At 32.0% G+C, this 12123-nt stretch carries 10 protein-coding genes; 4 read left to right on the top strand and 6 right to left on the bottom strand.

Annotation, left to right across the window (positions count from 1 at the left end):
• Window positions 1-7 precede the first annotated feature (7 nt).
• The 4 genes from xseA to DQN38_RS01295 form a co-directional block, all read right to left on the bottom strand.
• Complete coding sequence (gene xseA, locus DQN38_RS01280; protein ID WP_011731750.1) at window positions 8-1171, bottom strand: exodeoxyribonuclease VII large subunit; 1164 nt, start codon at window positions 1169-1171, stop codon at window positions 8-10.
• Entirely contained in the window at window positions 1168-1884 is a 717-nt protein-coding gene (ubiE, locus tag DQN38_RS01285; RefSeq protein WP_111738139.1) for a bifunctional demethylmenaquinone methyltransferase/2-methoxy-6-polyprenyl-1,4-benzoquinol methylase UbiE, read from the bottom strand. Before ubiE ends, xseA begins: the two co-directional genes overlap by 4 nt.
• The gene (locus DQN38_RS01290) at window positions 1885-3228 is read right to left on the bottom strand and encodes a CYTH domain-containing protein (RefSeq protein ID WP_167544644.1); all 1344 of its coding nucleotides are present in this window, start codon (window positions 3226-3228) and stop codon (window positions 1885-1887) included.
• Between the two features lie 220 nt (window positions 3229-3448).
• Complete coding sequence (locus DQN38_RS01295) at window positions 3449-4726, bottom strand: SLC13 family permease (protein ID WP_042960447.1); 1278 nt, start codon at window positions 4724-4726, stop codon at window positions 3449-3451.
• Between the two features lie 336 nt (window positions 4727-5062).
• Here DQN38_RS01295 and DQN38_RS01300 point away from each other — a divergent pair, with 336 nt between their 5' ends.
• Genes DQN38_RS01300 through DQN38_RS01315 form a run of 4 tightly spaced genes read left to right on the top strand, consistent with a single transcriptional unit; the run spans window position 5063 to window position 9803 of the window.
• Complete coding sequence (locus DQN38_RS01300; RefSeq protein WP_111738140.1) at window positions 5063-6046, top strand: HlyD family secretion protein; 984 nt, start codon at window positions 5063-5065, stop codon at window positions 6044-6046.
• Window positions 6030-7685 (top strand): ATP-binding cassette domain-containing protein, encoded by a 1656-nt coding sequence (locus DQN38_RS01305; protein WP_057040829.1) that lies wholly within the window; start codon window positions 6030-6032, stop codon window positions 7683-7685. Before DQN38_RS01300 ends, DQN38_RS01305 begins: the two co-directional genes overlap by 17 nt.
• Complete coding sequence (locus DQN38_RS01310; RefSeq protein WP_065843713.1) at window positions 7675-8748, top strand: ABC transporter permease; 1074 nt, start codon at window positions 7675-7677, stop codon at window positions 8746-8748. Before DQN38_RS01305 ends, DQN38_RS01310 begins: the two co-directional genes overlap by 11 nt.
• Entirely contained in the window at window positions 8745-9803 is a 1059-nt protein-coding gene (locus DQN38_RS01315; protein ID WP_011731755.1) for an ABC transporter permease, read from the top strand. The genes DQN38_RS01310 and DQN38_RS01315 overlap by 4 nt, the downstream gene beginning before the upstream one ends.
• Before the next feature lie 18 nt (window positions 9804-9821).
• On the opposite strand, the gene perR is transcribed toward DQN38_RS01315, so the two are convergent.
• The gene (perR, locus tag DQN38_RS01320) at window positions 9822-10238 is read right to left on the bottom strand and encodes a peroxide-responsive transcriptional repressor PerR (protein WP_002848342.1); all 417 of its coding nucleotides are present in this window, start codon (window positions 10236-10238) and stop codon (window positions 9822-9824) included.
• An 82-nt stretch (window positions 10239-10320) separates the two neighbouring features.
• Window positions 10321-12123 (bottom strand): 1-deoxy-D-xylulose-5-phosphate synthase, encoded by a 1803-nt coding sequence (dxs, locus tag DQN38_RS01325; protein WP_038452755.1) that lies wholly within the window; start codon window positions 12121-12123, stop codon window positions 10321-10323.

Raw genomic sequence — 12123 nt, forward strand, 5'->3', positions numbered from 1 at the left:
TGCCTTTCTAAGATTTTATTATCGCATTTTTCTTCGTTATTTGTGAATATATAGATATCTCATCACCTATTTGTAATTCATGGAGTGGCATTATTTTGCCGTTTTTTTCTATTTGAACCATGTTTTTAGTGGCTTTGAAAAACTGTTCTTGTCTATCAAATACCAGCTCAAATTCCTTTATTTTATGTGCTAAATTATTTATTTTTGAAGTTATTAAATTTTCTAAATTTGCTTTTTTGTTTTCTAAAGTTAAATTTGCTTTTTCTATTTTTTGGCTTATTGCTTGATTTTTTAAGCTTTGATTTATTAAATTTAGTATATTAAATGAGTTTTGAAATTTGCCATCTATGAAACTCTCAAATTTATCAAAAGCTATATCTAAGCTTTGTAAAATCGTGTTGGCATCCGGTAACAAATCAACCATAGCAGCAGTCGGAGTCAGGCTTCTGTGATCACTTACAAAGTCACTTATACAGTAGTCTATCTCATGTCCTACTGCCGAGACTATAGGAGTTTTTAGGGTAAAAATCACTCTTGCTAAATTTTCATCGTTAAAGCACCAAAGATCCTCTTTACTACCGCCTCCGCGGGCTAAAACTATTGCGTCAAAACCCATTTTATCGGCTTTTTGTAGCATTTGTATGATGTTTGCAGCTGCCATTTCACCTTGAACTAAAGTGTTAAATGCTATAAACTCGCAAAGTTTGTATCTTGAGTTTATGACTTTTAACATATCTTGATAGGCTGCTGATGTTAGGCTTGTGACTATGGCTATTTTTTTTGGAAATTTAGGAAGAGGTTTTTTAAATTTTATATCAAAAAGTCCCTCGTTTTCTAACTTTGATTTAAGCTGATTAAATGCAAGTTCAAGCTCTCCTATACCAACAGGAAGCATTTTATTTGCTAATAACTGATAACTTCCGCTCGGCGGATAAATCGTTAATTTTCCATAGATCGTTACTTGCATTCCATCTTTTACTTCAAATTTAACCTGCTGATTGCTAAATTTATACATAGCGGAGCTTATAACGCTTTTTTCATCTTTTAATGAGAAGTACCAATGTCCGGAGCTATGACGAATAAGTCTTGAAATCTCTCCAGTAACCTCCACAAAGCTAAAATGAGTTTCTAGAAGCGCTTTAGCTTGTTCGTTTAGTTCACTTACGGTCATATTTGTTTGACTTTTTTTGCTATAAAAAGTGTGCTTATATCAAAACTAAAACCTTTGCAAACTTCTATCTCGAATCCGGCTTTTATAAGTTCATCGCAAAAGCTATTTTTATCTAAGAAATTCTCAATGCTGCTAGGCAAATATGTATAAGCTGCTTCATTTTTGCTTATAAAGCCTCCTATCTTCGGTAAAATTTTACTAAGATAAAAATCTCTTATTTTTGATATAAATCCACCTTGCTCTCTTTTTGTAAATTCTAAAATCGTCACATAACCGCCCGGTTTTAAGATTTTGTTAAATTCTTTTAGCGCTTCTTCTCTTTTAACTACGTTTCTTATGCCGTAGCTGATGCTTATTATATCTGCAAAATTATTTGGTAAAGAAGTATCGTTTGCAAGAGCGGTTATGAAGTTATAATTTGGAAATTTTTCTTTAGCCACTTCAAGCATTCCAACGCTTGGATCAACTCCGCTCATAGAAGATATTTTAATATTTTTTTTATTTGCCATTTGCTCCCAAATGTTCATCATATCGCCTGTTCCACATGCAACATCTACTATGTTTATCTCTTTTGCTTTTAGTTTATCAAGCACGATGCAACAAGCGTTTTTTCTCCAGCTGGTATCAACTCCAAAGCTTAAAATACGGTTGGCTTTATCGTAAGTAGGTGCTATTTGGTTGAACATTTCTATGATTTTTTCTTGTTTTTCCACTCAAATTTCCTTTGTGTAATATACTTTTAGTTTTTTTGAGAATTTGCCTATTTTTTTTGTGATTTTTTGTGATTTTTTGTCTGCTTTTTTTATAGTTTTTAGGATTTTTAAATTTAAACTTTTTTTGAAAAATTCAAGACTATCGTTATCTTTGAATTTAGCATTTTCAAATAATCTGCATTGAGACAAAAATCTTAAATTTTCTATCAGATTATCTAAATTTTTTATCATTTTATTAGTATTTCCAAATATATCTCCGAAATACCATAAAATCGCTCTTAAATCTCTGCATTGTTTATATATTTGTTTATAATTTTTTTTGCGTTTTATACTTTTTATGGTTTTTAGTATTTCTAATCTCAATCTATAAGCGGACGCGGTTTTTATCGGTGTAGAGTTATTGGAGGCATAAAAATAATCTTCATCGTTAAGCACGATATTCCACTCTTTTAGCTCTTTTTCGAAAGTATCTGAGCTTAAAAGCAGTATAGTTTCATCTTCTAAAATTTGCCTTTGTTTATTGTAGTTTTCACTATTTATTAGCTCAAAACCAGCAGTATTCGTGTAATCAATCAAAAGATTTGCTCTTATTAATTCTGTTGTTTTTCTGATTTTTTGGCTAAAAGTATCTAAAAAAACAGATATTATCTTCTCATCAAATGCAAATTTAAAAATATCCATAAGTGAATAACTTACTCTTAAAGCGTCTCTTAAATTTGTTAATGTGGATTGATCTTTTCCTTGTAGGTATTTTAATTTGTACTCTAAAATCATCTTGTAATTTTGTAATAAAGCAAGTCTGATAGCATCGTAACTGCTTATATTTTTCCCAAAAAATAGTTTTATATGATTAAGTTTTTCTACCATCTTTACTGTTTTTTTGTAATTAAATTTAAAATCAGGAAGTCCAAAAAGTGCAAGATTTTTATTTTTATATCTTTCATCAAATGTTATCTCTTTGTTTATATAATTTTTTAAAAATTCAGGTAGTACAAATACATCGGCGTCTGATTTTTTCATAAATTCTATCTCAAAAATCGCCAGATCGGATAAGCAATCATTATAAATGTCTATATTGCATGGAAAATTATTTAGTTTAAATATATATCTTGATTTAGAAATTTGATTTGCGATGCTGTTTTTGCGCTGTTTTTGAAACTCTTTTTCAGAAATTACGGTTTCATTTTCTTGTCTTATGAGGCCTTTGCCTATTTTTATTGTTTTTATAAATTCGTTTGCAGTTTTGCGAAATCTAACTTCGTAATTAGGAGCGATTTTTGTATAAAATTGTAGAATATTTACTTTTTTAAATTCGACTCCTTCGAGCATTAATGCTATTTGCATGAAGCCGTTATTTAATAGAAATTTGCGCTCAATTTCTAAAACCAAATCAAGATCCTTTGCCTACAAAATGGGAATATTTTACCTGAAATCTACTAAAAACTAGCTTTATACATATTCACCTATTTTTTTTCTTAAAATTAAAATATAAGGCGATATTTGACTTATATTGCAAAAAATATTTAATATATTTTGAGCAGGTTAGAACCAATATATTTTAAATTTAGTTAAAAAATCCGATGATAAGCAAAGCAAATCCACCTAAAACCAATATCGCAGGTAACACTAACAATCCTATAAATAGCTCTTTGCTCTCTTTTGGATCTTTTGTCCCGGCTAGAACAAGTGCGCCTCCCGTGCTAAAAGGAGAATACCCAGTAAATGTAGCAAAGCAGACGACTATACTAAGTCCTAAGGCGATATCTATATTTAAATTCGGAATAATAGGAAAAAAAGTGGGTATCACGACGCCTAGCGTACTAGAAAATATACTCATTGTGCTTGAAGATATCCCAAGCAGATAAGCTATAGTATGTTCATCTGTCGATACGCTATTTATATAGATGCTAAGTTTATCGATAGCTCCTGCTTCTTTGGCAAGAGCTATGAGCATACCGAGCCCGCATATCATAAAAACAATATCCCAAGGTATATTTCTAAATGCTTCTTTTTCATCTCCGATTTTGAATATAATAGCAAGACATACTCCAAGAAAGCAAAGAAAAATCGGATTTAAAATATCGCTTGCTTTTTGCATAAATACGCTATGTGGAACAAATGCCAACCAGATAGACGGTGCCATAACTAAAGCAAATATAAAAGCAACTAAAGATATGGTTTTGATATGTATTTTGCTTAATTTTGCCGGTTTTTCTATTTTGTTTGCATGTACTGTGTAGCCTTTTAGCACAAAATATCCAACTATAAAGATCAAAGTATGCACAAAAAACATATTTTTATATATCGATACTGTAAAATCGCTAGCTACCGAGTCGTTAAATCCTAAATTTAGTATTATGCTATTTACGAATCGACCCCCGATCGTGAACGGATTAAATCCGCTGGCGCACGATCCGGAGTATATAATGATAGCCGCTAACATTTTACTCATATTTATTTTATTTGCTATGTAAAGTACTAACGGCGACATAAATGCAAATCCGGCGTAATGTCCTGCTATGCCGACAAACATTGCAACGATTATAAACAAAACAATCGGAATAGCCCAAGGTTGATTTCTTGAGACGTAAATGGCTTTTGACGCCAAAAGATTTAGCGTACCGTTACTTATAGCAAAACCGTAAAAGAACGTCATTGATATAAGTATGAAAAATAGATTTAATCCCCATAAATTTATTATATTCTTTACTTCTAATCCATGGATAAATGCTGCTATAAATGCAAGCGGAATGGCAAATATACCTATATTTGTTTTGTATAAGTATCCTAAAATAATAGAACCGATCAAAAACACGGGTATGAGAATTTGTATGGTTTGCATTTTCCCTCTTTTAAATTTTTAAATTACGCTAACATTAGGTTAAATTTAAAAATATTTTAAACATTGTTATTTAAATTTAACTAATTTTTTTGCGTAGTGATTATAAATTTCTATTATTTAAATATTATCAAATCAATATTATATTTTGTTTAAAATTTAGTTTAAATTTAATATATAATGTATTTATTATGAAAAAACTCTACCATACGATAAAAATAGTTGCATAAATATATCTAAATAAGCTTAAAATTTGAATAGTTCTATTCAGATACATTTAAACTTCTGGATTGTATAATATTTATCTATTATTAATTGTTATTTTAAAATGGAGTTTATTTGAACAAGCTTGGAGTTATCGGTGTTGTTCTGGTTTTGATATTTTTATTTTATAAATTCTATGAAAAAGAGTTTATACTAAAAGATAAGGACGATATTTTTTACGGAAATGTTGATACAAAAACAGTCGATCTCTCTTTTAGATTTTTAGGCGAAATAGTAGATATCTCGAAAATCGAAGGTGCTAAGGTTTCAAAAGGTGAACCCTTGGTATATCTTGATGACTCATATCTTCAAAACTCTCTAAATAGCTTAAAATCAAAGATAAACATAGAAAATATAAATCTTTTAAAACTAGAATCTGGTTATAGGATAGAGGAGATAAAGCAGAGTAAAGCCAGACTTGAGGCTGCTGCTGCAAATTTAAAAGAGACACAAAACTCATTTAATAGACAACAAAAACTTATGTTATCAAAAGCAACTTCCGAAGAGGCGTTTATGACTGCTCAAACACGCTTTGAAGCTGCTAAAGCAAATTTAAATCTTGCTCAAGCTAATTACGAACTTCTTAAAAACGGATATCAAAAAGAGGATATCGAAGCTCAAAGAGAGCTTGTAAGATATTTAAATATTAATCTTGAAGCTATAGAGCTTGATATAAAAAATTCGGTTTTAATCTCTCCGTATGATGGAATTTTGCAAAAAAGATATAAAGAAATAGGTGCTATAACAAACGCAAATGAGCCAGTAGTCGAGATCGCTAGAGATGATAAATACTTCATAAGAGCTTATATAGATGAGAAAAATCTTGGTAAGATAAAACTCGAACAAAAGATGAAAATTTTTAGCGATGCAAGAAGCGAGCCGTATCTTGGCTATATAAATTTTATCTCATCTGTGGCTGAATTTACTCCTAAGAACATTCAAACTACGGAGCTAAGATCAGATCTTGTTTATAAATTTGAAGTTACGTTGATAGATAAAGATGATCGACTAAAGCAAGGTATGCCAGTGCATATCAAATTCAATGATCAAAGCAACTAATCTTACAAGAAATTTTGATAAGCCTTTTACCGAGGCTTTAAAAAGTATTAATTTCGATGCCATCAAAGGCAAAATCACAGGCGTAGTAGGACCAGATGGTTCAGGAAAAACAACCCTTCTTAGGCTTTGCGCCGGACTTCTCACACCAAGTAGCGGCGAATTAAATGTTTTAGGCTATAAAATGCCTTGTAGCCAGAAAGATTTTTTAAATAAAATCGGCTACATGCCTCAAATATTTGGCTTATATGAAGATCTTACTTGTGAAGAAAATTTAAATTTATACGCAAAGCTTCAAGATGTACAGCATTCAAAGCAACGCATAGATGAAATTTTGGAATTCACAAATTTAAAAATATTTAAAGATAGATTAGCTGGAAGTTTGTCCGGAGGAATGAAGCAAAAGTTGGCTTTTGGCGCAACTTTGCTTAAAAAACCGGAGCTCCTTTTACTAGATGAGCCAGGAGTCGGCGTAGATCCTATTTCTAGAGAAGAGATTTGGTCTATGGCAAAAAGTTTAACGGGCGTAAGTATATTGTGGGCGACTTCTTACCTTGATGAAGCTGGTTTGTGTGATAAAGTTTTACTCATAAATGACGGTAAAATTATATTTGACGACGATCCTAAACGTATAAATAATATATTAGAAAATAGAGTATTTTTAGTCGAAGTAAGAGGCGATAAAAAATCATTTTTAACTAATATTTTAGAGCACGATAATGTTTTAGATGCATATTTTGTCGGCTCAAAAATAAGAGTTGTTTTGAAAACGAAAGATTGCTCTTTGTTTCAAGATTTTGCGGATTTTAAATTTGAAAATGTAGCTCCTAGTTTTGAAGATGCATTTGTTGATATGCTAAAAATAAAAACCAAAGCGCATTCAAAACTAACTGCTATACTAAACAGAGTCGATAAGCAAGATTGTTTTGCTCTAAAAGCTATAGGTCTCACAAAAAAATTTGGCTCATTTACCGCTACTGATAACATTAGTTTTGAGATTAGCAAGGGTGAAATATTCGGCTTTTTAGGTCCTAATGGAGCCGGTAAATCGACCACGTTTAAGATGATTTGTGGACTTTTATCTAGAAGTGAAGGAGAGTCTCTTATCTATGGAAATAGCATAGATGTTATGAAAAATAAGATAGGCTATATGGCTCAAAAATTCTCATTATACGGAAATCTAGGCTTAAAAGACAATCTTGACTTTTTTGCCGGACTTTATGGGCTTAGGGGAAAAGAAAAAAGAGATAAAATAGCCTCTATGATAGAAATTTTCGGCTTTGATAGATATTTGCAAAATAAAGTTTTTGAGCTGCCTCTTGGTATAAAACAGCGCCTTGCTTTATCGTGTGCCCTTATGCATTCTCCTCTTGTATTATTTTTAGATGAAGCGACAAGCGGAGTAGATCCTATCACTAGGAAGGAGTTTTGGAGGCATATAGATGCTATTTCAAATTTAGGAATAAGCGTTATGGTTACGACTCACCTTATGGATGAAGCCGAGCTTTGTGATAGAGTAATGATTATCGATAAAGGAAAGATGATAGCGGTGGGAGCTCCCGATGAGCTAAAGCAAAGAGTCGGCGCGATATCTGTAAAAGATGCGTTTATAAAGCTTATAAAGGGTGCAAATGAGCTTTAAAAGGATTTTTGCTATCGTCATTAAAGAGAGCTTGCAAGCTATGAGAGATCCAAGTACTGCTTTGATAGCTATTATTTTGCCTATTATTTTATTGTTTTTGATGGGATACGCGGTATCTTTGGATGCTAAAAATATATCTTTTGGTATAGTAAATTACAGTAGTTCAAAGGATTCAAAAGAGATAATATCGAAGTTTGCTGCATCAAAATTTTTTATCACAAAAATAACTACCGATAAAAATGAGCTTATAAATGATATGAAATTAAATAAAATAAGCGGATTTCTAGTTATTGATGATGATAAAAATAGCCTTAAATTTCAAATTATCACGGATGGCAGCGAGCCAAATACTGCAAATTTGATACGTCAATACGGATCTAGTATAATTTATATTTGGGCAGAAAATTTAACTTCAAAACGCGTTTTGTTAGAGTCTAGATACTGGTTTAATGAAAAATTATCCAGTAGATATTTTTTGATACCCGGTTCAATCGCAGTTATAATGACTTTAATAGGTACTTTGCTCACATCTCTTGTTATCGCTAAAGAGTGGGAGAGAGGAACTATGGAGTCTTTGATGAGTACGCCGGTTTCAAATTTAGAGATAATTATAGGTAAGCTGATTCCTTATTTCGTATTTGCTATGCTCTCAGCCGTAATCTGTTTTTTTGTGGCGTACTTCTGGTATGAAATTCCATTTAGAGGGAGTATTTTTATACTGTTTTTGTTAAGTTTTATCTATCTTTTTCCGGCCCTTTTAATCGGACTTTTTATCTCAACTATAGCTAAAAATCAGTTTGTAGCAGCTCAAATTTCGATTATTGTAGGCTTTTTGCCCGCATTTTTACTTTCGGGATTTGTGTTTGAGATAAGCAATATGCCTACATTTATCCAGTATCTTTCATATTTTGTCCCTGCGACTTATTTTGTAAATTCGTTAGGAAATATATTTTTAGTTGGAAATTTATACAATGTTTTTATTTTAGATGCTATTTACATGCTCATTATAGGATTTGTAGTAGGTATTTTGGTACTTAAAAAGTCAAAAAGGAGTTTGGATTGAGACTATTGGCTCTTATCAAAAAAGAAATTTTGGCGATAAAAAATGATAAAAAAAGCATGATTGTTGTGATGGTGCCGCCTCTTATGCAGATTTTGATTTTTGCATTTTCTGTTACTTTGGAAGTAAGAAATTTAAATTTAGCTGTTTTAAATTTAGATAGTTCAAAACAGAGCAGAGAGATAATTCAAAAGCTTGAAAGTGCTAAATTTGTAAAAAATATCGTAATGGTCAAAAGTCTTAATGAAGCAAAAGAGTTGCTTACGGGCCAAGAGGTTTTTGCGTTTTTAATGATCCCTAAAGATTTTGTTATAAGAGGAGAAAGTTTAGGTCTAGTTTTAGATGGCAGACATTCAAACTCAGCTCAAATAGTAAATGGATACATCGAACAGACTATGATATCGAATTTAAGCGATATACAAATTTCAGTTAGAAACTTCTATAATCCGAATTTAGAAAATTTTTGGTGGATAGTTCCAAATTTATACGGATCAATAGTTATGGTAATGGCGATAGTGCTTACATCTCTTAGTATATCAAGAGAGCGCGAAATAGGGACTTTTGATCAAATTATCGTTTCTCCGCTAAAGCCTTTTGAAATTTTAATAGGAAAGTTGCTACCGGCACTTATACTTAGTTTATTATTATCAACTATTGTTATATTTATAATACGATTTTTCTTTAAAGTTCCTATTATAGGTTCTTTGTGGCTTTTGTATCTTGGTTCGACTATTTTTATATTTTCTGTATGCGGTATAGGATTATTTATATCTGCGCTTTGTAAAACGCAGCAACAAGCGATACTTGGATCATTTGTGTTTTTACTTCCGTCATTTATGCTTTCTGGATTTGTAACGCCGGTAGAAAATATGCCTGACTGGCTTGCGCCAATTAGCAATTTACTACCGCTTACTTACTATGTGGTATTTACAAAGGCAGTTTTTTTAAAAGATATTAGTTTTATAGATTCATTGAAATATATTTTACCTATGTTTATCATAGGCATCGTATCTCTGTGCATAACTCTAATATTTTTCAAAAAAAATGTGCTAAAATAAGTCCGGATTAATCCGGACTTAACAATTAGAGCACTTTTTGCAGCCGTTTGTTGTTGCTACTATATTTAGTCTATCTATCAAATTTCCTATCTTTTTTTCTAGATGTTCTTGATACTCAACCATTTTAGCATCATCGCAATTTACATCTTCTACATGACCGCAAACAGAACATACTACATGAATATGAGGATGTTCATAAATATCATATTTGGCTTTTTGATTTGGAGTATTAACCTCTACAACTAGCTTTTCGTCTATTAATGTATTTAAATTTTTATAGACTGTAGCTAATGATATAGATGGATAATCCCTCTTAATCTCAGCATAGAGTTCTTCTATTGTGGGGTGGGTGTGCTTGTCTAATATTTTTAGCACACAGAGTCTTTGTGGTGTGGCTTTTAGATTAGCCTGTTTTAATAGCTCCATGTAATCCATACTAATTTCCTCTGAATTATTTTTGCTATTGTATCTAAAAAAAGATTAAAATATCTTTATATCAATTAATATTTTTTATCTTTTAAAACGTATTAGAGATTTTTTCAGCGCTAATAGATAAATAATCCTCGACAACACTAGTTTTTCCATGTTTTATGAATGTATCTTCGTATTCAAAACTTTTTATTAAAATATTTGTTAATAAATTTTCTTGTAAAAATCCAGCCAATATTTCTCCTATGCCTCCTCTTTTGGCACTATCGCTGAATACATACCACTTATTATGAGTTTTTGCGATCTGAAGTAAAAGCTCTTTATCAAGTGGTTTTGCAAAGACTAAATCTACTATCGTAGGTTTGAAATTTAACTTTTTAGCAGTTTGTACTGCTTTTCCAACTCCGTTTCCATATCCGATAAAAGCTACACCGCCGTCTCCATTTTCTAAAATTTCACCTTTTGCAAGAGCTGTTTTTTGCGATTTATACTCATTATTTAAGATAAAGTTTCCGCGCGGATAACGAATAGCAAGAGGAGAATCAAAAGCGTATGAAAATTCCATTATATTTTTAAAACTCTCTTCATCGCGTGGAGCAACTAAATTTAAATTTGGAATTGCATTTAAAAAACTTATATCAAATGCACCTTGATGCGTTTCACCGTCTTCACCAACGATTCCTGCTCTATCCATACAAAATACTACCGGAAGCCTCATAATAGCGCAGTCGTGAATGACTTGATCATAAGCTCTTTGCATAAAAGTAGAATAAATAGCTATATAAGGCTTAAATCCTTCTTTTGCCATAGCCGCCATAGATGTTACGGCGTGTTGTTCGGCGATCGCAACATCCCAAAATCTATCGGGAAAAACTTCTATTATCTTATTTAAACCGGTTCCACTAGGCATAGCCGCCGTTACGCCTACTACATTTTCATACTTTTTGGCTAAATTTAAAAGTAATTCACTAAAGATATTAGTAGCACTTTTTTGATTTGCTTGATTTACGCTTTGACCGTTTTTTAGATTAAAAGGGCTTACTCCGTGCCACTTCTCTTTTGGACCTTCTGCTAGCTCATATCCTTTACCTTTTATGGTTTGGATATGAACAATAACTGGTTTATTCATCAATTTAGCGGTTGTAAAAGTAGAGATTAATTCTTTTAGGTCATGCCCGTCAACCGGTCCTATATACTCAAGTCCTAACTCTTCAAAAAACATTCCGGGAGTTATGAGCCTAAATCCCTCTTCAAAACGTTTTGCCATATACGCGGCTGAATCTGGAACGTAGCTTAGAAATTGATTTACTCTGGCTTTAAATTTCTGATAAAACTGTCCTGCCATCATCTGAGACAGATATTTACTAAGAGCCCCTATGGGTTTTGATATGCTCATCTCATTGTCATTTAGTATTATCACGCATGGATATTTTCTGTCTCCTAGCTCGTTTAATGCTTCATAAGCCATTCCAGCACTCATAGCCCCATCGCCTATTACGGCAACTGGAAGTCTATTTTCGCCTTTTAATTTTATAGCTTTGCAAGCTCCTACTACAAGACTTATAGAAGTTGAGCTGTGTCCAGCTACAAAATAATCAAATTTACTCTCGCTAGGTTTTGTGTACCCGCTTATTCCATTAAATTGCCTAAGCGAATCAAATCGATTCCATCTATCGGTTAATAGTTTGTGTGCATAACTTTGATGGCTTACGTCAAAAATAAAAGGATCTTTTGATACGTCAAATACATAATGCATGGCTACGCTCAGCTCTACTGCCCCCATATTTGAGCTGAGATGTCCGCCGTTTGAACTTACGGTTTTTAGTATTTTATCTCTAAGAGTATCGCATAAATCAGTTAATTCTTCTAAACTTTTTGATTTTATATCCAT

Origin of the sequence: Campylobacter fetus subsp. fetus (genome assembly GCF_900475935.1) — a bacterium.
GTDB lineage: Bacteria > Campylobacterota > Campylobacteria > Campylobacterales > Campylobacteraceae > Campylobacter > Campylobacter fetus.